Consider the following 19,888-nt stretch of genomic DNA (forward strand, 5'->3'; position numbering starts at 1 on the left):
CGAAGTAGTCCAAGTGTAGTGAGGCAACCGTCAACCTTGCGAGTAAATCATTGCTAAGAGGTGCTAAGCGGGGAGGCACGGGTGGCCCGGACCGGGCCTTTATAACGATTTATTGCGCTTTATTAACACCTGGCCCGCCGCTTCCCTATCATCGATCCCTGCAGGAACCTGGTTTTCAGATCCACTTGTCAGGAGCGCATCATGTTGGGACTTACGTCTTTGGGTGTCATTCATACCGCCATCAGTCTGGTCGCGGTCGGCGCGGGAGTGGCCGGCCTGGTCCGCGACCACCGTATCGACTTGGGCAATGGAGCGGGCAAGACCTACCTGGTCATGACCGTGCTCACGTGCCTGACCGGCTTCGGGATCTTCCAGCATGGCGGGTTCGGCAAACCGCACGCGCTTGGCGTGCTGACCCTGCTGGTGCTGCTGGCCGCCTGGCTGGTGCGGCGCCGGGTGGCGGTGCACACCGTGCTGCTGTCGCTGACGTTGTTCTTCCACATGATCCCGGCGGTGACCGAAACATTGACCCGTTTGCCGCTGGGCGCGCCGGTGCTGGCCAACGCCGAGGCGCCCGAGCTCAAGGCCATCACCGGCGTGATGTTCGTGCTGTTCGTGATCGGCGCGGCGCTGCAGGTGCGCAGCCTCAATCAGGGCCGCAAGCCGGCCAGGAAGGCAGCGGCGGCCTGACAGTCGCGGGTGCCAAACCCTTCGCTGAACTGGTCATAGACCGGTTGCAGCAGTCCCAGGGCGGCCTCGCGCCGCCCTTGTTCACGCCAGCGCGCCGCCAGCGCCAGCGCCACCCGCAGCTCGAAACCTTTGGCGCCCTGGCCACGGGCCACCAGCAGCGCCGCTTGCAGTTGCGCCTCGGCGCCGGCCGCGTCGCCGGCGCTCGCGGCCTGGTGGCGCATGATCTCCGCCAGGCACCACCCGGCCCGGCCGTCGGCGGCGCGCTGGACGGCGCGCCGCGTGAGCAGGCCGGGGTGCAGGCTGGCCATCACTTCGGACTGCAGCGCGCCGCAAAACGGACTCTGTTCGAGCGCGGCCAGCGACTCGCGCGCCACGTCATGGGGCGCGTGCTCGAGCAGCCAGGCGGCCTGGAACACGCGGCCCCAGTAATGCCAGTTGGGCAGCATGGCGCGGCTGGCCACGTCGAGCAGCATCGTGGCCCACTGCAGCGCCAGCTCCCTGGCACCGCTCCAGGTGGCCACCGTGCAGCCGACCGTCAGCGCGAAACACAGCGAGATACTGTGCCCTGCTTCCCGGCCCTCCCGGATGGCGGCGCCGGTGACCTGCATGGCACGGTCCGGGTAGCCCTGCATCCACAGCACCAGCGACTGGATCGCCAGCGACGACACGCGCTGATCGAACTGGAAACCGTTGTTCTGGGCCCGCGCGGCATGGGTGAGCGGATGGTTCGCCACCAGGTCGGCATAGATGCGGGCCTCGTCCTGGCGGCCCAGATAATGCAACGCCAGCGAGGTCAGGCGCGCGTGGATGACTCGTTCCGCTTCGCCGGCGTACTGGTTCGCATAGCGGCCGAACTGCTCGGCGAAGCCCAAAGCGTGCTCGTAATCGCCATGGAAGATGGCATCGGTAAACGCGCCCCACAGGCCGCGCATATAGCTGCCGATGTCCGCCAGCGCGTCGGCCAAGCGCAGCGTCGTGGCAAACGCCGTGGTGCAATCGGCGTCGCCGCCATGGGTATGCAGCAGCGCGTGCCCCAGCGCCAGGTTCAGTTGCATTTCCCAGCGCCGCTGGTCGGCGTGGCCGCCGTCGACGGCGGCCAGCGCGGTGCCCAGCCGGCTGCGATACTCGCTCATCAGCGACAGCTGGTACCAGAGCGGCGCGGAAAGAATGGTCAGCGTCACGCCCACCACCACGTCGCCGGCCGGGCCGAAGGCCCAGTCCAGTCCCGCGCGCACGTGGTCGATGGCGCGCCCGTAGCACGCCAGCCAGTCCCGGGTGGAGCGCGTTTCCCAGTCGGCCTGGGCGTTGTCGAGCAAGCGGCAGCAATAGTCGGCATAGCGGCGCGCCACCAGGTTGGCACTGCCCGACGCCGCCAGTTTTTCACTGGCGTAGGCCCGCGTGGTGTCGAGCAGGCGGTACTGCATGGTGTCCTGGTCGGCATCATTGCTGAGCAGGGACTTCGCGTGCAGGTTGGCGAAGCCTTCGAGCGCCACGGCCCCGGTGATGCCGTCGCAGGCGACCACGTCCACCGCCGCCTCGAGCGTGAAGCTGCCCCGGAAGATGGCAAAGCGCTGCAACAGCACCTGCTCGGCGGCCGGCAGCTTGTCGAAGCTCCAGTCGAGGGTGGCGCGCAGGGTCTGGTGGCGCGGCAAGGCGGTGCGGCGCCCGCGTACCAGCATGTTGAAGCAGTCCTCGAGTTGCGCCGCCAATCCGGCAATGCCGAAGAAGTCCGCGCGCCCGGCCGCCAGTTCGATGGCCAGCGGAATGCCATCGAGGCGCCGGCAGATTTCCACGATATGCCGCAGGTTGTCGTCCGACAGGTCGAGCCCGTTCATGCTTGCCATCGCCCGCTCGGTGAACAGCTGCACGGCCGAATACGACAACGCCTCCTCGCGCGTGACGGCGTGCCGCGGCACGGCCAGCGCCGCCAGCCGCAGCAAGCGCTCGCCCGCCGCGCGCAGCGGCTCGCGGCTGGTGGCAAGGATGTGCAGCGGCGGACTGTCGGCCAACAGTTGCTCAACCAGTTGCGCCACCGGCTCGATGACGTGGTCGCAGCTGTCGAAAATCAGGATCGCCTGCTTGTCGCGCAAAAAGGCCCGCAGCGACGGCAGGGGATCGTCGCCCAGCATCGGTAGCCCCAGCGCGACGGCCACCGTGCTGACCACCAGCCGGCCATCGGTGACCGGCGCCAGGTCGAGGAAATAGGTGTGCTCCCCGAACAGCGGCGCCAGCGTTTGCGCCACGGCCAGCGCCATCGTGGTCTTGCCGATGCCGCCGGGGCCGACGATGCTGACGCAGCGGTGCTGCCCGACCAGGGTCGCCAGCTGGTCGCGCACCTCGTCGCGCCCGATCAGCCGCGTTTGCATCAACGGCAGGCGAACGATGTCCCGGTGCAGCACCGTGGTGCGGATGGCATGGGACACCCGCGTGACCGGCGCGACGAAGCTGTAGCCGCGCCCCACCACGTTCTCCACGTAGCGCGCGCCGCTGTCGTCGGCGCATAGCACTTTTCTCAGGGTACCGATATGGACCCGCAGATTGTTTTCCTCGACCACGGTGCTGGGCCAGACGCGCGCGATCAATTCTTCCTTGCTCACCACCTCGCCGGCCCGCTCGACCAGCGCCAGCAGCAGATCGAAAGCGCGCCCGCTCAATTGCACGGGCCGGCCGTCATGCAGCAGGACCCGGTTGGACGCGGCAAGACGATAGGGCCCGAAGGCTAGCTCAGGTTCAACATTGGCGAGGCCGGCATGTTCCATGATGTGTTCCTGTTTCCGCAGACGAGAGAATGCGATCATTGTTCCCGCTTGGCGGCGTTACGGCAATTCCCTGTAATGGGTAGCGCGGCCGGTTAGCACCAATTTATACCGCTTTATTCACGCCGGCGGCCTATCCTTTTTACACTGTCCGTATCCCATTCCGACGGTGGAACCGAGCCCATGGACGCCCCCGACACCGTTCTGCCCGCCTTTTGTCCCGTGTTCATCCTGCCGGACGCGCTCAATGCCCGTGCCGAGGACGCGGCCGCGGCGATCGTGGCGCTGCTGCTGGCGCCGCCCCCGCCCGGCCTGGTGATCGGCCCGCTGTTCATCATCGACGGCCACGGCATGGTCGACCTGCGGGAAAGCTTCGCCGAACGCCTGCACGGCCGCCGGTTCGCCGCCGAGGTCGACGCCGACAGCGCCTATCAATCGGCAATCGACCTGGCAGGCGGCCAGGTTGTCGGCGAAGGGTCGCCACGCGCCGCAGGCATGGCGGCGCCATTGATGATCGAAATTGGCGGCCACACCGCGCTCGCCAGCGACCTGCCCGCATCGCGCGGCGCCGGCCTGCTGGTCGCCTGCGCCGATGCGCAAATGATGCTCAGCCTGGCGCTCCGCCATGGCCGCGGGCGCGCCTGCTATGTGCAGGCCGATAGCGGCGATATGCCGCTGGCCCGCCTGCTCGGCGCGCTGCTGGCGCAAGCCGGCGGCGTGGTGACGGCCGCTTCGGCGGCGCCGGGCCATGCGTGGCTGGCGGCCCGGTAGCTCCGCCGGCGCCACCGCGTCACTCGTCGTCGAACGCCAGCGCCGCCGGCAACGAGAACGTCACCGTCGTCCCGGCACCGGGCGCGGAGGCGATCCGCATGCCGCCGCACAGCAGGGCGACGCGCTCGCGCACGCCGACCAGTCCCCAATGGCCGGGCGCGTCGTGCGCGGCCGCATCGGAGCACTCGAAGCCGGTGCCGTCGTCCCTGACGCAGCCGTGCAGTCCGGCCGCGTCATAGGTGATCAACACCTCGATGGCGCTGGCGCGGGCGTGCTTGTAGGCGTTGAGCACGGCCTCGTTGATGATGCGGTACCACTGATAGTCGATCCCGGGCTTCAAGGCGCGCGCGGCGCCCTTGACCTCCAGCGTGAACGGCACCTGGTGATGCTCGGCCAGGCTGGCGCCGGCGTAGCCGATCGAGTCGGCAAAGCCGGAGCTGACCTGCTGGTAGACGCGCAGTTCCTGCACCCGCTCGCGTCCCTCGGTGATGACTTTTTCAGCGCTGTCGAGCGCCTGCTCCATATTTTTCCGCAACGCCGCGTCGGCCGGCACCGCATTGGCGATCGACTGGAATTGCAGCAGCATGCCCTGGACGCCCTGCAGCAGGGTGTCGTGCAGCTCGCGCGCTATCCTGTCGCGCTCGGCCTGCCTCACGTTCTCGCGCGCCATCAATTCCCGGAACCTGGTGCGCAGCCGCAGATGGTAGGCGTACCACAGCAGCGCCAGCGCGAGCAGCGCGCAAGCGGCCTTGAACCAGGCCGTCTGCACGATCGTGGGCGGCACTTCGAGTTCCGTCAGCAACGTCGCGGGACCGGCGACATCGTCGCGATTGACCGCCTGCGCCATCAAGCGATAGCGCCCCGGTGGCAAGCTGGTGTACTCCGCCTTGCGCTGTTTTGCCAGCGGCGTCCACCCGGCATCGTAGCCCTCGAGCTTGTACCTGAAGCGCAGTTGCTCGCCCGACGTGACCGCCGGCGACGTGAAGTCGATCCTTACCCGGCCCACGTTTGCGGGCAGTTGCATCAGCGCGCCGGGGCGGCGCGCCACGCCATCGGCATCGACCTGGTCCAGGTGGACCCGGGCCGGCGTCGGATCGGCCCTGATGGTGGCGGGATCGATGACGTAACTGTTGAGCATGTTACTGATCCATATCTTGCCGTCGGTGGCCAGCGCCAGCGAGTCGGGGTCCAGCAGGGCGGGAAAACCGTGCAGGCCATCCTGCTCGTTGAACACCCGCAGCCTGACTTGGTGACGGGGCTCGCGGATGCTCTTGGCGGCTTCCCCGTGCGAGAGATAAACCAGCCCGGCGAGACTGTGGATCCAGTATCCGCCAGCGGTGTCGACGATATCGACCGCGCCGTCGAACGCATGCGGGAGCGCCGCTTCGACCCGGTGGAAGGCGCCGGCGCTGCGGCGCATCAGGCCACCTTCGCCGCCGATCCACAAGTGGCCGCCCAATTCCTTCAACAGCGCGACTTTGCGGATTGTCATACCCTGTGCTGCGGTAAAGGAGGTGACCGTGTTTCCCTTCAGATAGCTGAGGCGATTATCGGTGTAGCCGAACCACATGCCGCCGTCACTGGCCGCCACCATGTTGACGGCGGGATTTTTACCGGCGTTGGGCAACAGCACCTCTTGCCGCCAGGCGTTGTTCTGGTAACGAAAAACGCCCGCCCCCACGAACGATGCCCACACCGTACCGCTGGCATCCTCGCCGAGCTGGTGGAGTTCGCCATTTGTCATCAACCCCGGCGGATAGCCGATATCGGTCCGCCTGCCGGAGCGCTGATCGAACCGCGCGATCGCCGTGGCGCCCCCGCGCCAGACACGCTGCTGATGGTCGCGCATCACGGCGGTCGTGCTCAGATTCGGGCCAACGCTGCTGACGTCGCCATTCGGGGAGGCGCGCACCCACGACGCCTCCACCGCCTCGGACCCGAGCAGGACAGTGCCATCGGTGTCGCTGAGCAGGCGCGCGCCGCCGAGCTGGAACGGCGAGACCAGCGGCGTGACATTGTTCTTGCGGAAGCGGTCCAGGCCCTGGGCGGTCGCCACCCATATATTGCCCTCGTGGTCTTCGGCAAATGCCTGGATGCCATTGCCGGTAAGCCCGTCTCTGGACGTATAGGTCTCCATGCCGGCACCGGCGTCTTGCGGATTGAGCCGGTGCAATCCCTGCGCGGTGTTGAACCAGAGCATACCGGAGCGGTCCAGCAGCATCATGCCGGGCTGGCTCGGATCTTTCTTGTGCAGCCAGGGAAAGTCGGTTTTCTCGTATCGCGGCAAGCCGGCGATGCGCCGGATGCCGAAGTCGTTATAATAATAGAGCGTGCCGTCTTGGCGTTGCTGTGGCGGCAGACCGGTGTCGGTGGTCCCCAGGGGACCGCTAAAACGCTGCGCGCCCTTGGCCCGTGTGTAGAGGCCTTTTTCCGAAAAGATGGCCACGGTGCCGTCGTTGGCGACGAACACGGTTGAGCCCCGCTGGCCGGTGAAGCCCTCGGCAGCGCCGATCTTGCGCCAGGCGTGGCCGTCGAACCGGCTCACGCCGCCAAGGCCGGCCGCCCACACGCCGCGCTCCTGGTCGAAGGCGAAATCCCAGATCGTGCCGCTGGGCGCCCCCTCCTTGGTGCCGTAGTTGTGAAGTTTACCGTCTTTCAGAAAGCTGATGCCACCGATCGCCCAACCGATCCACAGCCCACCGCCCGGGTCGGCGACCAGCTTGTAGACCTCGGTGCCGGGGAAGGACGCGCCATCGACTGTCGCTTCGGTAAAGCTGACACCGTCGAAGCGGTACAGGGCCCGCCCGGAACCGAGCCACAAAAAGCCGTCGCGCGTCTCGGCCATGGTGACGATGTTCAGCGGCGCGCCATGGCGCTCGGTCCAGCTGGTATGGTCCAGCGACGCAAGCGACGGCCTCGGCTGCGCCGCCCGGGCCGGCCCCAACAACGCCAATGCGGCGAGCACGAAGGCGAGGAAGACGGTACTCGAAGGTGACAGGCGCATGGCGTGAGGGACTGGCAGGAAGATGACAAGAAGTATATGCTAGAAAAAACCAAGGACCCACCGCTTTGAGCACTTCCCCTATCCGCCTGATGCTGGTCGACGATCATCCGATTTTTCTCGACGGAATGGTGCGGATGGTCAATTCGCACCAGGACTTCGACATTGTCGCCACCGCGTTGAGCGCGGCCTCCGCGATTGCGCAGTTTTCAACCTTCCAGCCCGATGTGACGCTGATGGACATCGGGCTGGCGGACATGGACGGCATCGAAGCGCTGCTGGCCATCCGCGCCAGCGCCCCCAGGGCGCGGGTGTTGATCCTGACGACGTTTTTCGGCGACCTGCTGGTGCGGCGGGCGATGCAGGCCGGCGCGGCCGGATATTTGCTCAAAAGTTCACTGCGCCAGGATATCGCCGATGCCATCCGCCTGGTCCATGCCGGCGGCTGCTGCGTTCCTCCCGACATCGCCGCCAGCCTGAACGCCAACCCCGGCCCCACCTTGAGCCAGCGCGAGGTCGACGTGCTCAAGCTGGTGGCCCTGGGCTTTTCCAACAAGCACATCGCGCTACGCCTGTTCATCAAGGAAGACACGGCCAAGGTGCACGTCAAGAACATCATGGAGAAGCTGGCCGCCGCCAACCGCACCCACGCCGTCACGCTCGCCCTCAAGCGCGGCATCCTGGCCTCGGAGTAAGTCAACCGCCCAGGCCCACCACCGCCTTGAGCAGCGCCAGTTTTTCGTCCGTGTAGGGCGGGAACTTGACCTCGGGGTCTTCGACAACCGCCCGGTCGAGCACGCTCTTGTAGTGCGAGAAGGCGCGAAAGCCGGCTTCGCCGTGGTAGCTGCCGATGCCGCTATCGCCCACACCGCCGAACGGCAGCTCGCCGTTGGCGATGTGCATTATCGCGTCGTTGATGCAACCGCCGCCGAACGATATCTCGGCCAGCACCTTTTGCTTGACCGCCGCGTCCTCGGTGAACAGGTACAGCGACAGCGGCTTGGGACGGTCCTTGATGTTGGCGATCAGCGCATCGAGGTCGTCATAGGGCAGGAACGGCAGCAGCGGACCGAAGATCTCCTCCTGCATCACCTTGTCGGCCCATGAGACGTCGCGCATCACTGTCGGCTCGATGGTGCGGGCCGCGATGTCATAGCGGCCGCCCAGGATGACCTTGGCGGGCTCGATCAGGCTTGCAACCCGTTCAGTATTGCGCTCGTTGACGATCCTGACGTAATTGCCGGCATCCACATCGTACGCGGCACGTTCGACCTCCTCGACCACGCAGTTCAGGAACGCCAGGTACACGCTGCGGTGGACGCAGACGTAATCGGGGGCGATGCAGGTCTGGCCCGCGTTGAGGAATTTGGCCCACACCAGCCGCTTCGCGGCGATGGCCAGGTTGCAGTCCGGGGCGATGATGGTCGGACTTTTGCCGCCCAGTTCCAGCACCACGGGTGTCAGGTGCCTGGCTGCCGCCTGATAGACGATCTTGCCGACGGGCACGCTGCCGGTGAAGAAAATGATGTCGAATTTCTCGGCCAGCAACGCGGTGGTCTCGGCAACGCCGCCTTCTACCACGGCAAAAAAATCCGGCGCGAACGTCTGGCCGATCAGCTCGGCCAACAGCGCGCTGCAGTGCGCGGTCAGTTCGCTAGGCTTGAGCAACACGGTGCAACCGGCGGCGATGGCGGCGATGGCCGGCGCCAGCGACAGCTGGTACGGATAGTTCCAGGGACCGATGATCAAGCTCGACCCGAGCGGCTCGGGCAGCACGTAGCTAGTCGCGGGCTGGTTCAGCGCATTGGTGTCGACCTGGCTCGGCGCGGCCCATGTGCCAAGGTTGGCGATCGCCACCTCGATTTCATCGTAGACCAGGAAGAACTCGGACAGAAACGTCTCGAACGGCCGCTTGCCGTAATCACGGTGGATCGCCGCCTCCAGCGCTGGCTCGTTACTACGCAGTACCGCCCTTAGCTTCTCGAGTTGCGCGATGCGGAAGTCCAGTGGCTTGGTGTGGTTGGCGTTGAAGTAGCGGCGCTGGGCGGAGACGATATCTTTCATGGCAGAGTGCTTTCGGAAAGAGCTGCGATGGACATTTCGGCGCAGACCGGTTCCGGCTGCCGAAGCGAAACACCAAGCTTAATGGGCTTCGCGCCGGGCTGATATACCTCGGAGGGGCTACGTGCGCGTGCGCGAAGGTTAGCTGGCGCGGTCCCACGCTAGATACACTTCCCCCGCAGCTTGGCGATAGCGATGAACGGCAATGCCAGATAGCCGGTCAGGAAAAACGTCGGCTGGCGCTTCAGCCCCTCCGAGTGCAGACAATCCGGTACCTTGGCCGCAATAAAAGCGGCCGTCATGGTATCGGAATTGGCCGAATTGAACGCCGGGGAACTTTGATAATATGGCGTGGTTGGCGCCTCGGATTTCTGCGCTTCGGCAACCGCCTTGGAGAGCGCAGGATCGAGGCGTCCCTGCATCGCCTTCACGTCCACCTCAGGCAGATGATCGATGCGTCCCAATGGCGCCGGGGCGGATTCCAACTTCTCCAGCTGCTCGATCTCGAAATCGCCGTCGTCCACGATGCGCTCCCACCCTTCGAACTTGCCCATGCCGCGCGTGCGGGCGATCGACAGCAACAGGCTTTGTCCCGGCGCCTGGCGCTCCGGCTGCAACTGATACACCGGATCGGCATACGCCTGCGCCGGCGTGACGATGGTCCATCCCATGTCGACGAACTGCTGGATCACATCCTTCAACCACAACGCGTTCAGCAGATTGTGATGCTGCAGCAGCACCTGCGGAATATCGCGCCCTTCCAGCTTGCGCGACAAATCGCGATAGGCGATCGCACGCTGTTTGACGTGCGCCAGGTAGGCCTGTTTGATCGGCGCGATATCCGCCTTGGGATCGGCGCGCAGCACCTGGGTCAACTTCTCGTCCAGCCGCCAGTCGCTGGTGTCCAGGCTTACGTAGCCATTGCGGTAGCCGCGCTCCTTGAGGAAGCTGCGCATGCCGTCGCGCTTCTCCGGCGTGTTCCCTTCGCGCAGGTAGGTGAACCGGAACCACTTTTGATACCCCGGCAAGGTCGAGGTGATGCGGTCGCAATCGAGTAGCTCCTGCTGATACCGCGCCAGCGTCACGTCCGCCGCCGCCAGATCCAGGTGCGTCATCGTGTGGTTGCCCAGCGCGTGCCCCGCGTCGCCCCACGCCTTCGCCAGCGCGTAGCCGGCCGGCTTGGTGGCGCCGAAGTCGCAGGTGACGAACAACGCCGCCGACACCTTGTGCGCGGCCAGCGCGTCGAGCATCGCCCGGTTGCGCTGCTGCGGCGACATCAACGGCGTCTGCTCCAGCCGCGGCCCGTCGTCGAAGGTGAAGGCCACCGATTGCGCGTGCGCGGCGCCGATGCCGGCGAACGCCAGCAGCGCGGCCATGGCGCCGGTACGCATGCGGCGGCCGAGTGTCACTAACATACTCTCTCCTTAAGGGCGATTTAATCGAACGCCGAACTCATCCATGCCAGAATGAAAGCCGAGGCAACACGCAAGACCTCAACGTCCCATTTGTTTCCTCGACATCATACTTCAACCATGCGAGGACAAAATGCGACTTCCACTCATCCCCCCGAACGAACTGAGCCCCGAACAAAAAGACCTGTACGACAGCATGCGCAAAGGCATCGCCAGCAACTTCAACGCCTTCAAGGTCGAACGCGACGACGGCGCCCTGATGGGCCCCTGGAATCCCTGGCTGCACGAACCGGGCATCGGCAAGGCGATCTGGGACCTGACGCTGGCCATGACGGCCAACGCCGTCCTGCCGGACAACGTGCGCCAGATCGCGATTCTGGTTGTCGGCGCCCGCTACAACGCCGCCTATGAACTGTATGCGCACGTCGCCGTCGCCGAGAAAGCCGGCATGTCGGCCGAGCGCCTGGCCGCGCTGGTGGTGACCTGAAGCCGGTCGACCTGTCCAAGGAGGAGAATGTCGCCTTCGACTTCTCGTACGCGCTCAGTCGCGGCGGCACGCTGCCGGAGCCGCTATACCGGCTCGCGATCGACACCTTCGGCCAGCATGGCACCAACGAGTTGATTTACCTGGTGGGCCTGTACGCGCTGGTATCGACCACGCTGAACGGCTTCAACGTGCCGGTGCCGGAACGTGAATAAGCGAGACGCCAGCGCATCGCCGGGCGGCAGGCCGACGCCCGCCGGCGCCGGTCCGTCGGAGTTCGGCAGCGTCGCCCTGGTGCTGCAAGGCGGCGGCGCGCTGGGCGCCTACCAGGCCGGCGTCTACGAGCGCCTGCTGGAAAGCGACATCGAGCCGCATTGGTTGTCCGGCATATCGATCGGCGCCATCAACAGCGCCATCATCGCCGGCAACGCGCGGCAGGAACGGGTGGCGCGGCTGCGCGAATTCTGGGAACTGGTCAGCGATGGCGGCGCCTGCGCAGCGGGCGCCAACTGGAGCGGCCTGGCGCTTGCCGACACGGCGCGCGCCTGGGTCAACCAGCTCGCCGCGGGCAGCGCGTTCGTACGCGGCGTGCCGGGCTTCTTCGAGCCGCGCATGCCGTCGTTCGCGTTTGGCGGTGGCGGCGCCACCAGCTTCTATGACACGTCGCCGCTGCGCGCGACGCTCGAACGCCTGGTCGATTTCGATCGCATCAACGCGCGCGAGACGCGGCTCAGCGTGGGCGCGGTGAATGTCCGCACCGGGAACTTCGCCTACTTCGACAACGCCACCGAGCACATACGGGTCGAGCACATCATGGCTAGCGGCGCCTTGCCGCCGGCCTTCGATGCGGTGGAGATCGACGGCGAAAAGTACTGGGATGGCGGCATGGTGTCGAACACGCCGCTGGAATGGGTGCTATCCAACAGCTCGGGCCTCGATACGCTGGTCTGGCAGGTCGATCTGTGGAGCGCCCACGGCGAACTGCCACGCGATATGGCCAGCGTCGCCACGCGGATGAAGGAGATCCAGTATTCGAGCCGCACGCGCATGGCAACCGACTCCCTGCGCAGGGTGAAAAAGCTGCACACCGCGCTGAGCGAACTGCTGGCCGTGATCCCGCCGGACATGGCGGCCAGTCCGCAAGCCAAGCTGCTGGCGGCGGCGGGCGATCCCGCGCGCTACAACATCGTCGAGATGGTCTACCGTTCGGCGACTTACGAGGGACAGTACAAGGATGTGGAGTTTTCCCGCAGGACGATGAACGAGCATTGGCAGGCGGGCTATAAGGATGCCGACACCACGCTCGCACACAAGGAAATCCTCCAGCTGCCCACCATCGACGACAATCCCGCGGTCTTCGATTTCCTCACGCGGCCTGCCTAGCCTCCTTGAGGCGCCGCAGTTGCGCCGCCTGGTAGGCGCCGAAGGCGTCGTTGAACAGGCAGCGTATCAGCGGATCGTCGACGATGTCGGCGTCCGCCGGCGCACCGCTGATCCGCATGTACATCGACGTCAGCGACTCCCCCAGCGCCAGGCCCGCGTATAGCTTGGCGATGGGGATTTCGGTCCGCCAGGACGGCGCTTCCTCGTCCCCCACCGCTGCGATGCTGTCGCCATGGATGCGGTAGCGGTACTGCCGCACGGCGCCCGCGTGATCGTACACCGACAACTGCCAGACGCACGGCGTTTCGAAGTAGCTGTCCGGCGGCAGTTCCATCTCCCGGTATTTATCGAGCAGGCCCGCACCGCAGTAGTCCAGCACCAGCGCGGTTTGCTCCTCCGTCAGCGGCGCGAAATGGGCGGCGATGTCGGACGTCGGCGGCGGCGCGATGCCGGCGTCGTATCGATAATCGACGTCCTGTTCGCCGACCGGCAGCACCCATGGCAGCGGCGCGGCGGGCGTTAGCGCTTGCGGCGTCAGATCCATCGCGACGGAAGGATTGAGGCGGACCACGCGCGCGTCCGGCAGCCAGGCGCCGACCTCGCGCTCGAACTGCCGGTAGGTGATCGGGAACAGCGCGTGGTTGTACCACGACCACGGCTCCTGCACGAACTGGCAGGAACTGGGGACGACATAGCGCGGCTTGAGCGCGCGCAGCTGCTCCGGCCATTCCTCCGGCAGTTCCGGCTGGCCGCCTTCCGCGCGCGAGGGCGCGATCACGTCGATCTCGCGCATGGTCTGGAAGGGCCACAGCACCATGTCCCACGGAGCGTGGGCCGTGAGCTGCTCCAGCGTCTCCGGGTCCATCCACGAATCGACGACGTTCAGCACATTCAAGCCACCGGCGCGGATGTGGAACATCGAATCGACATCGGCGTCGAGCGCCCTGCGCGGAATGATCTCGACCGCGCCGACCAGCACCGGCGCGTCGACCGCCAGCGCGCGCACGTCGGTGAACCCGAGCTCACGGATCATCGCGAACAGTTCGTCGAACAGGCAGTACAGATAGATCGGCGTGGCGCGCGGCAGCAGGTCCAGGCTCTCCATCGAACAATGGTCGTCGTGGAAGTGCGAGATGAAGACGGCGTCCGGCGTGAGCTTCCTGATCTGCTCAAGGTCGAAGCGCACGGCGGGAAAGGCGTGGCAGTTGCGGCTGAACGGGTTTTCGAAAATCGGATCGAACAGTATCTGCGTGCCTTCGTGTTCGAAGACATAACCCGCGTGGAGTATCCTGGAAATCTTCAGCGGCGACATGTGCGGACTCCAATCAAAATGTCGCGCTATCTTACCAGACCTAAAAACGCAACAGCCCGCAGCGCGGGGCTGCGGGCTGTTGCCGATCTGACGGATTTATTTACCTGCTGCGGCGACCGGCGTGGGGCCCGCTTTGGGAGCGGCTTTGTCGGCCTTGGGTTTGGCGGCGGCCCCGGCGCCCTCCTTCGACTTGCCGTTCACTAGCAGGCCGGCCTCCGACAGTTTGGCGGCGTTCTTGCCGCCGACGCCTTTGACGCGCTGTTCGAAGTCGGCCCAGTCCTTGAACTCGCCTTTTTTCCGTTCCTCCAGGATGGCGGTGGATTTGGCCGGGCCGATGCCCTTGATCGCATCGAGCGCGGCCGCGTCCGCTTTATTGACATCGACTTGTGCGAACGCAAAGCTCATCGTGGCGGCCAGCGTGGCAATACCCAGCATTAGTTTTTTGAACATGTCTGTCTCCGTGGTTGGTGTCGAGCAAGGGCGGAAATCGCACCTTGAATACCCTTAACGGGTGGGGACGCAATGCCGGTTGACGCTGTTCGTATGAGCTAGATCAAACGCTGGCGCCGGCGTCGAACAATTCTTCGCGCGTGACTGTCGCGGTGCCAAGCTTGCCCACGACAATGCCGCCGGCGCGGTTGGCCGTTTGCACCGCTTCGTTCCAGCCCGCGCCCGCGCCCAGCATGCACGCCATCGTGGCGATGACGGTGTCGCCCGCGCCCGAGACGTCGAACACCTCGCGCGCCTGCGCCGGCATGTGGAACTGGTCGTTCTCGGTGTACAGGGTCATGCCCTCTTCCGAGCGCGTGAGCAGCAACGCATCCAGCTTCAGTTCCGCGCGCAGTTGCTGCGCCTTGGCCGTCAATTGTTCCTCGCTGTTCCAGCTGCCGACGATGCGCTTCATCTCCGACTTGTTCGGCGTGAGCACGGTGGCGCCGCTGTAGCGCGAGAAGTCGTCGCCCTTCGGATCGACCATCACCACTTTGCCGGCCGCGCGCGCGGAGGCGATCATGTCGGCCACGTTCACCAGGCTGCCCTTGGCGTAGTCCGACAGGACGATGACGTCGTAGTCGGCCAGCAGCGCCTTGAACTGCACCAGTTTATCGCGCAGCACGGTGTCGGTCGGCGCCTCTTCGAAATCGATGCGCACCATCTGCTGCTGGCGGCCGATGACGCGCAGCTTGATGATGGTGGAGATGGCGTCGTCGCGTTTCAGGTAGCTGTGGATGCCGCAGTTTTGCAGCAGCTGTTCCACTTCGGTGCCCGCTTCGTCGGCGCCGACCACGCCCAGCAGGCCGGCGTGCGCGCCCAGCGCGGCGGCGTTGCGCGCCACGTTGGCGGCGCCGCCCAGGCGCGCTTCGCGCTTTTCGATGCGCACGATGGGGACCGGCGCCTCCGGCGAAATGCGGCTGACGTCGCCGAACCAGTAGCGGTCCAGCATGACGTCGCCGACGACCAGGATGCGCACCTTGTCCAGTGCGGGGGATTGAAAAGCGGTGACGGAAGTACTCACATGGTCCTCTGATTTATTCTTAATTCATGACATTCAGTTCTTCGGTGCGGCGCGGCGGGTAGGTCTCCCAGCGGCTGCATCCTGGGCACTGCCAGTAGAACTGGCGCGCCTTGAAGCCGCAATGGCTGCACTGGTAGCGCGCCAGCTTCTGCGTGTAGCCGTGCACCAGGTTCTTCACCATCGACAGTTCCGACACCACGCTCGCCGGCGCGTCGACCAGGCGCGCTTCCAGCAGCTTGTCCAGTCCCAGCAACGTCGGCGTGCGGCGCAGCTCATTGACCACCAGGTCCTTGGCGGCATCCAGGCCGTCCAGCTCCAGCACCGCCTTGTACACCACCTCCAGCAAGTCGATCGACGACGCCTGCTCCAGGTAGGACTTGATCAGATTGACGCCTTCGAGCGGGCGGCCGACCTTGCGGTAGCCGTCCATCATGCGCTGCGCCACCAGCGCGGTGTGCGGCACGCTGATTTGTTCGACGCGGCGCCACGTCATCAACGCGCCTTCGACATCGTCCTTGGCCAGCTGCGCGTCGCCGATCAACAGGGTCGCGCGCACGTTGACGCGGTCGGCCTGCAGCGATTTCTCCAGCAGCGGCAGCGCGTCCTCGGGATGCAGGTGCACCAGCGCGTCCTGCGCCAGCTCGCAGTAGAACTGCGCGATTTCCTTCTGGCGCGATCCGGCGCCCGACTCCTGCAGGCCGATGGCCGCTTCGATGGCCCGCGGCCATTCCTTCTCGCGCTGGAAAATCTCCAGCAGCGCGCGCCGCGCCGGCACCGCGTACTGGCTGTGGATCAGGCGATTGAAGGTTTCCTCGGCGCGGTCCAGCAGGCCGGCCTTCAGGTAGTCCATGCCCAATTCGTATTCGGCGTGCTCCTTCTGCTCCTGCGGCAGGTCGGGACGCGCCAGCAAATTCTGGTGGACGCGGATGGCGCGCTCGGTCTCGCCACGGCGCCGGAACAGGTTACCGAGGGCGAAGTGCATGTCGGCCGTCTCCGGGTCCATGCGCACGATCTCGATGAAGGCGTCGACCGCCTTGTCCGGCTGGTCGTTGAGCAGGAAGTTCAGGCCCTTGAAATAACCGCGCGGCAGCGTGCGCGATTCGGACACCAGCTGGCGGATGTCGACGCGCGCGGCGATCCATCCCATGCCGAAGAAGAGCGGGATGCCCAATAACATCCAGAGTTCAAATTCCATGCTTGTTCTTGTAGTGGATAGTGGTGCTTATTGTGTGGTGACGCCATCGGGCTGCGGCTGCGCGTTGACCTGCTGCGCCGACGATTGCAGCGTCGTGATGGTGGTTTTGTGTTTGTTCGTTTCGCGGCGGTGGCGGAACACGGTCGGCGTGAGCGCCAGCACGCCGAGGACGGCGCCGGCGACGAAGAAGCCGAGCAGCATCAGCACCAGGGGGCCGCGCAGATCATAGTGGAGGAAAAAGTGCAGATCGACTTCCTGCGTATTTTTCAGGGCAAAGCCAAAAAACAAGACGAATAGGACGATTCCAATGAGGGTGGATACGAATTTCATCAGCCTGGTTCCTGTTCTGGATTTCTAAGAGCGCCAGTATGGCACTAGTCACCAAATACTACAAAAAAAGCGCAAAAAAAGCGCAAAAAAGCGCGTAAAAAAAAGCGGCATCCGAGGACGCCGCTTTCTTGTCAAACCATCAGACGCTTCAGTCCTCGATGATCGGTTGCCCGACCATCGCGTCGACCCGCTCGCGCAATTGCTTGCCCGGCTTGAAGTGCGGCACCCGTTTTTCGGGCACCATCACTTTGTCGCCCGACTTCGGATTACGTCCGATACGCGGTGGCCGGCTATTCAGAGCGAAACTGCCAAAACCGCGGATCTCGATGCGTTGACCGGTCGCCAGGGCGTTGGTCATCGCATCCAGAATGGTCTTGACGGCATACTCCGCATCTTTGGCCACCAGCTGAGAATAACGCTCAGCCAGGCGGTTGATCAACTCGGACTTAGTCATCGACTAGTTCTTAGTTCTTGTTATCGAACTTGGCTTTCAACAGCGCGCCCAGGCTGGTGGTGCCCGAAGCTGCGTTGTTGTCGGTAGCGGCCATTTTCTGCATCGCTTCCTGGGTCTCGACGTTGTCTTTGGCTTTGATCGACAGCTGGATCGAACGCGCTTTGCGGTCGATGTTGATGACCAGGGCTTCGACGGAGTCGCCAACCTTCAGGTGCGTACCGGCATCTTCCACGCGGTCGCGGGAGATTTCGGAAGCGCGCAGGTAGCCTTCGACTTCTTCGGACAGTTGGATCACGGCGCCTTTAGGCTCGACCGATTTCACGGTGCCGGTAACCAGCGCGCCCTTGTCGTTCATGGCGGCGAAGTTGTTGAACGGGTCGCCTTCCAGTTGCTTGACGCCCAGGGAAACGCGCTCGCGCTCGACGTCGATGGCCAGAACGATGGCTTCCAGCTCGTCGCCCTTCTTGAAGCGGCGAACGGCTTCTTCGCCGGTTTCGGTCCACGACAGGTCGGACAGGTGCACCAGGCCGTCGATGTTGCCGGCCAGGCCGATGAACACGCCGAAGTCGGTGATCGACTTGATCGCGCCACGGACTTTGTCGCCCTTCTTGTGGGTCACGCCGAAGTCATCCCATGGGTTCGCTTTGCACTGCTTCATGCCCAGCGAAATACGGCGACGCTCTTCGTCGATTTCCAGAACCATGACTTCAACTTCGTCGCCCAGCTGGACAACTTTGTTTGGAGCGACGTTCTTGTTGGTCCAGTCCATTTCCGACACGTGGACCAGGCCTTCGATACCCTGCTCGACTTCAACGAACGCGCCGTAGTCGGTGAGGTTGGTGACTTTACCGAACAGACGGGTGCTTTGTGGGTAACGACGGGACAGACCGGTCCATGGGTCGTCGCCCAGTTGCTTCACGCCCAGCGAAACGCGGTTCTTTTCCTGATCGTACTTCAGGACCTTGGCGGTGATTTCCTGGCCAACGGTCAGCACTTCCGATGGGTGACGCACACGACGCCATGCCAGATCGGTGATGTGCAGCAGGCCGTCGATGCCGCCCAGATCCACGAACGCGCCGTAGTCGGTGATGTTCTTGACGACGCCGGTCACGACCGTGCCTTCTTTCAGCGTTTCCATCAGCTTCTGACGCTCTTCGCCCATCGAAGCTTCGATGACGGCGCGGCGGGACAGAACCACGTTGTTACGCTTGCGGTCCAGCTTGATGACCTTGAATTCGAGGGTCTTGCCTTCGAACGGGGTGGTGTCCTTGACCGGACGGGTGTCGACCAGCGAACCCGGCAGGAACGCGCGGATGCCGTTGGTCAGAACGGTCAGGCCGCCCTTGACTTTGCCGTTGACGGTACCGACGACGATCTCGCCCGATTCCATCGCTTTTTCCAGGGCCAGCCACGAAGCCAGACGCTTGGCTTTGTCGCGGGACAGGATGGTGTCGCCGAAACCGTTTTCGAGCGATTCGATCGCCACGGAAACGAAGTCGCCTACTTTGACTTCCAGTTCGCCGTGGTCGTTCTTGAATTCTTCAACTGGGATGAATGCTTCCGATTTCAGGCCGGCGTTGACGATCACGAAGTTGTGATCCAGACGAACGACTTCAGCCGAGATCACTTCGCCCGAACGCATGTCTTGACGCGACAGGGATTCTTCGAAGAGGGCTGCAAAACTTTCCATATTAGACATTGTGACTTCCAGGTTGCCAACAAGGCTCGCGAATGCGACTTCAGTTGGGTTAAGGTTGATCAAAGTCCCGCAAGCGCTTGGTGAGTAACCACTTACTCGCGCCGCCGGACCCGCCTTTGCTACATTTTCAGTGGGGCTTGCCCACTGCCGCATACCACTGCAACACCTGTTCGACCGCTTGATCAGCGGTCATATTGGATGTATCCAGCACATGCGCCCCTTCCGCTGGCACCAGCGGCGCGATGGCCCGGTGGGTATCCCGGTCGTCCCGCGCCTGCAAATCCATCAGTAGGTCTTCCATAATAGCAGAAATTCCCTTGCCAATCAATTGCTTATAACGGCGATCGGCCCGGGCCGCGACAGACGCCGTCAAAAACACCTTCAACACCGCGTGCGGGAAGATCACCGAGCCCATGTCGCGCCCGTCCGCCACCACGCCCGGCGCCTTGCGGAAACCCAGTTGCAGCCCCACGAGCGCGTGGCGCACGGTCGGGAATGTGGCAATTTTGGAAGCGGTATTACCCACCTCTTCCGCACGGATGGCGTCGGTGACGTTTTCCTGCGACAAAATGATGTCGCCGCCCTGGAAACTGCATTGCAGGTGCTCGGCCAGCTTGGCCAGCGCGTGTTCGTCGTTCAGGTCGGTGCCGCGGCGCAGGGCCGACAGCGCCGTCAAGCGGTACAGGGCGCCCGAATCCAGGTAATGGAAGCCGAGCTTATCGGCAACGCGGTGCGCGACGGTGCCCTTGCCGGATGCGGTCGGGCCGTCGATGGTGATGACTGGGATTTGGGATGTGACCATTTTGCTCGGTTATTTATTCAGTTAT

Annotated in this window: 17 protein-coding genes; 5 read left to right on the plus strand and 12 right to left on the minus strand. The window is 64.4% G+C overall.

Annotated elements, in window-relative coordinates; genetic code table 11:
* Window positions 1-201: 201 nt before the first annotated feature.
* Window positions 202-690: a hypothetical protein gene (locus BMX85_RS07895; protein ID WP_090315565.1), complete on the plus strand. Its 489-nt coding sequence runs from the start codon at window positions 202-204 to the stop codon at window positions 688-690.
* Here BMX85_RS07895 and BMX85_RS07900 read toward each other — a convergent pair.
* Window positions 651-3,449, minus strand: a complete 2,799-nt coding sequence (locus tag BMX85_RS07900) for an ATP-binding protein (protein WP_177196691.1) — start codon at window positions 3,447-3,449, stop codon at window positions 651-653. The two genes, BMX85_RS07895 and BMX85_RS07900, sit on opposite strands and share 40 nt — an antisense overlap.
* A 180-nt stretch (window positions 3,450-3,629) precedes the next feature.
* On the opposite strand from BMX85_RS07900, the gene BMX85_RS07905 reads away from it, so the two are divergent.
* Window positions 3,630-4,217, plus strand: a complete 588-nt coding sequence (locus tag BMX85_RS07905; RefSeq protein ID WP_090315568.1) for a hypothetical protein — start codon at window positions 3,630-3,632, stop codon at window positions 4,215-4,217.
* Window positions 4,218-4,236: 19 nt separating this feature from the next.
* Here BMX85_RS07905 and BMX85_RS07910 read toward each other — a convergent pair whose 3' ends face one another.
* Window positions 4,237-7,164 carry a sensor histidine kinase gene (locus tag BMX85_RS07910; RefSeq protein ID WP_177196692.1) on the minus strand — a complete coding sequence of 976 codons (2,928 nt, stop codon included), beginning with the start codon at window positions 7,162-7,164 and terminating at the stop codon, window positions 4,237-4,239.
* Window positions 7,165-7,286: 122 nt separating this feature from the next.
* Between BMX85_RS07910 and BMX85_RS07915 the strand changes: the two genes are divergently transcribed.
* Window positions 7,287-7,913 (plus strand): response regulator transcription factor, encoded by a 627-nt coding sequence (locus BMX85_RS07915; RefSeq protein ID WP_143067925.1) that lies wholly within the window; start codon window positions 7,287-7,289, stop codon window positions 7,911-7,913.
* A 1-nt stretch (window position 7,914) separates the two neighbouring features.
* Here BMX85_RS07915 and BMX85_RS07920 read toward each other — a convergent pair whose 3' ends face one another.
* Together BMX85_RS07920 and BMX85_RS07925 are read right to left on the minus strand one after the other, a co-directional pair.
* The gene (locus tag BMX85_RS07920; protein ID WP_090315574.1) at window positions 7,915-9,282 is read right to left on the minus strand and encodes an aldehyde dehydrogenase family protein; all 1,368 of its coding nucleotides are present in this window, start codon (window positions 9,280-9,282) and stop codon (window positions 7,915-7,917) included.
* 158 nt (window positions 9,283-9,440) lie between these two features.
* A complete protein-coding gene (locus tag BMX85_RS07925) occupies window positions 9,441-10,694 on the minus strand; it encodes a polysaccharide deacetylase family protein (protein ID WP_229210345.1) in 1,254 nt (417 codons plus the stop codon).
* A 130-nt stretch (window positions 10,695-10,824) separates the two neighbouring features.
* Here BMX85_RS07925 and BMX85_RS30915 point away from each other — a divergent pair, with 130 nt between their 5' ends.
* Both BMX85_RS30915 and BMX85_RS07935 read left to right on the plus strand, forming a co-directional pair.
* Window positions 10,825-11,178: a carboxymuconolactone decarboxylase family protein gene (locus BMX85_RS30915; RefSeq protein WP_229210346.1), complete on the plus strand. Its 354-nt coding sequence runs from the start codon at window positions 10,825-10,827 to the stop codon at window positions 11,176-11,178.
* 204 nt (window positions 11,179-11,382) lie between these two features.
* A complete protein-coding gene (locus BMX85_RS07935; protein ID WP_090315576.1) occupies window positions 11,383-12,558 on the plus strand; it encodes a patatin-like phospholipase family protein in 1,176 nt (391 codons plus the stop codon).
* On the opposite strand, the gene BMX85_RS07940 is transcribed toward BMX85_RS07935, so the two are convergent.
* The 8 genes from BMX85_RS07940 to cmk form a co-directional block, all read right to left on the minus strand.
* Entirely contained in the window at window positions 12,542-13,870 is a 1,329-nt protein-coding gene (locus BMX85_RS07940) for an MBL fold metallo-hydrolase (protein ID WP_090315578.1), read from the minus strand. The genes BMX85_RS07935 and BMX85_RS07940 overlap by 17 nt on opposite strands.
* A gap of 96 nt (window positions 13,871-13,966) precedes the next feature.
* Window positions 13,967-14,320, minus strand: a complete 354-nt coding sequence (locus BMX85_RS07945) for a ComEA family DNA-binding protein (protein WP_090315580.1) — start codon at window positions 14,318-14,320, stop codon at window positions 13,967-13,969.
* Window positions 14,321-14,423: 103 nt separating this feature from the next.
* Window positions 14,424-15,383, minus strand: coding sequence for a D-glycero-beta-D-manno-heptose-7-phosphate kinase (rfaE1, locus tag BMX85_RS07950; RefSeq protein WP_177196693.1), 960 nt, complete (start codon window positions 15,381-15,383; stop codon window positions 14,424-14,426).
* Between the two features lie 19 nt (window positions 15,384-15,402).
* A complete protein-coding gene (lapB, locus tag BMX85_RS07955) occupies window positions 15,403-16,578 on the minus strand; it encodes a lipopolysaccharide assembly protein LapB (protein WP_090315585.1) in 1,176 nt (391 codons plus the stop codon).
* Between the two features lie 27 nt (window positions 16,579-16,605).
* The gene (locus tag BMX85_RS07960; protein WP_090315586.1) at window positions 16,606-16,908 is read right to left on the minus strand and encodes a LapA family protein; all 303 of its coding nucleotides are present in this window, start codon (window positions 16,906-16,908) and stop codon (window positions 16,606-16,608) included.
* Window positions 16,909-17,056: 148 nt separating this feature from the next.
* Window positions 17,057-17,362: an integration host factor subunit beta gene (locus BMX85_RS07965; protein ID WP_008446215.1), complete on the minus strand. Its 306-nt coding sequence runs from the start codon at window positions 17,360-17,362 to the stop codon at window positions 17,057-17,059.
* A gap of 10 nt (window positions 17,363-17,372) precedes the next feature.
* Window positions 17,373-19,052 (minus strand): 30S ribosomal protein S1, encoded by a 1,680-nt coding sequence (gene rpsA, locus BMX85_RS07970; RefSeq protein ID WP_020705490.1) that lies wholly within the window; start codon window positions 19,050-19,052, stop codon window positions 17,373-17,375.
* 136 nt (window positions 19,053-19,188) lie between these two features.
* Window positions 19,189-19,863, minus strand: a complete 675-nt coding sequence (gene cmk / locus BMX85_RS07975; protein ID WP_090315588.1) for a (d)CMP kinase — start codon at window positions 19,861-19,863, stop codon at window positions 19,189-19,191.
* Window positions 19,864-19,888: the final 25 nt, after the last annotated feature.

It is taken from the genome of Duganella sp. CF517 (assembly GCF_900110275.1).
Lineage (GTDB): Bacteria > Pseudomonadota > Gammaproteobacteria > Burkholderiales > Burkholderiaceae_D > Rugamonas.

What these genes read in the sequence shown, in the direction of transcription:
- BMX85_RS07895 (WP_090315565.1), top strand. Translation starts at nt 202, where the DNA reads ATGTTGGGACTTACGTCTTTGGGTGTCATTCATACCGCCATCAGTCTG.
- BMX85_RS07900 (WP_177196691.1), bottom strand. Translation starts at nt 3,449, where the DNA reads ATGGAACATGCCGGCCTCGCCAATGTTGAACCTGAGCTAGCCTTCGGG.
- BMX85_RS07905 (WP_090315568.1), top strand. Translation starts at nt 3,630, where the DNA reads ATGGACGCCCCCGACACCGTTCTGCCCGCCTTTTGTCCCGTGTTCATC.
- BMX85_RS07920 (WP_090315574.1), bottom strand. Translation starts at nt 9,282, where the DNA reads ATGAAAGATATCGTCTCCGCCCAGCGCCGCTACTTCAACGCCAACCAC.
- BMX85_RS07925 (WP_229210345.1), bottom strand. Translation starts at nt 10,694, where the DNA reads ATGTTAGTGACACTCGGCCGCCGCATGCGTACCGGCGCCATGGCCGCG.
- BMX85_RS30915 (WP_229210346.1), top strand. Translation starts at nt 10,825, where the DNA reads ATGCGACTTCCACTCATCCCCCCGAACGAACTGAGCCCCGAACAAAAA.
- BMX85_RS07940 (WP_090315578.1), bottom strand. Translation starts at nt 13,870, where the DNA reads ATGTCGCCGCTGAAGATTTCCAGGATACTCCACGCGGGTTATGTCTTC.
- BMX85_RS07945 (WP_090315580.1), bottom strand. Translation starts at nt 14,320, where the DNA reads ATGTTCAAAAAACTAATGCTGGGTATTGCCACGCTGGCCGCCACGATG.
- lapB (WP_090315585.1), bottom strand. Translation starts at nt 16,578, where the DNA reads ATGGAATTTGAACTCTGGATGTTATTGGGCATCCCGCTCTTCTTCGGC.
- BMX85_RS07960 (WP_090315586.1), bottom strand. Translation starts at nt 16,908, where the DNA reads ATGAAATTCGTATCCACCCTCATTGGAATCGTCCTATTCGTCTTGTTT.
- BMX85_RS07965 (WP_008446215.1), bottom strand. Translation starts at nt 17,362, where the DNA reads ATGACTAAGTCCGAGTTGATCAACCGCCTGGCTGAGCGTTATTCTCAG.
- rpsA (WP_020705490.1), bottom strand. Translation starts at nt 19,052, where the DNA reads ATGGAAAGTTTTGCAGCCCTCTTCGAAGAATCCCTGTCGCGTCAAGAC.
- cmk (WP_090315588.1), bottom strand. Translation starts at nt 19,863, where the DNA reads ATGGTCACATCCCAAATCCCAGTCATCACCATCGACGGCCCGACCGCA.